This is a genomic window from Aliivibrio sp. 1S128 (genome assembly GCF_001691065.1).
GTDB lineage: Bacteria > Pseudomonadota > Gammaproteobacteria > Enterobacterales > Vibrionaceae > Aliivibrio.
The window spans coordinates 1,197-2,184 of sequence record NZ_MAJV01000171.1 but is presented as its reverse complement, the minus strand read 5'-3'; the positions used below and the strand labels follow the sequence as shown (position 1 = coordinate 2,184).

1 protein-coding gene is annotated in these 988 nt (G+C 34.3%); it reads left to right on the top strand.

The features are described from left to right. Positions 1-975: DUF2971 domain-containing protein (locus A6E03_RS18980; RefSeq protein WP_218060175.1), on the top strand; the 975-nt coding region annotated here is incomplete at its 5' end. Positions 976-988: the final 13 nt, after the last annotated feature.

Below are 988 nucleotides of genomic sequence, written 5' to 3'. Positions count from 1 at the left end.
TATGCAGGCGTTATGTTCTTGAATCGCATTCTACATGGAGTTGTATTGAAACTTTTATATAAATATATGTCCAATCCTGAGTATTTCCTAAAAGAAGGTTATATTAGAGCAACTCAGTTGGCGGCACTAAATGACCCTTTTGAAGCTACCTATTGTAAAGATGCATTGGCTGATCTTTGCCCTTACTTTGAAATATGCGAATCTCCAAATGATCTGATCTCTTATATTGAGGAAAATAAGAATAAAATTGGTGTTATTAGCTTAACGGAAGCTAAAGATAATTTATTAATGTGGTCTCATTATGCTAACGAGCATAAAGGTGTGGTTATAGGGTTTTGGGCTAAATCTGCTTTTGATGGCAATATGTTTACCAATTTACATGAGCCACAGCTCAATTCAACGGGAATGTTTGATGGTTTTGAAATGTTTCATGGAGAATGTCTCCCTGTAATGTATCGAAAGCAGCCTCGATACCGTGTTGATCGATTTGACTTTGATTACTCAAATATTACTGCCGAAGGCCAAGATCGTATCCTATTTGAAATTTTCCAACAGAAAAGCGATGAATGGATATATGAGAAAGAACATCGTGTAACTCTCCGGTTAGATCAGGCTGATAAAATTGTAGTTAATAATGTACATCGTTTAAAAAATAAACACGTGTTGAAAAAATTACTAGTGATTGGTCGTGAGGATACTGAAGGCAGATTTACTGTTTATTTGGATCAACTTTCCGATAAAATAGAACGAGAGGTATATGCCAATAATCTAGTAGAACTTAGTTGTGATCCAAGTAGTTTATATCTATTTAAGGTAGATCAAGTTAATTCTATTATCTATGGGCTTAATGTTAGTGACAGCATGATTGATGATTATCAAAAATCTCTTTATAACTATCGTAATGTAGAACAGTGGAAAGCATCGTTAAATCGAGACTTTTACACTTTAGAGTTCAGTGAGATCTATCGAACATAACAATCGCATCAAC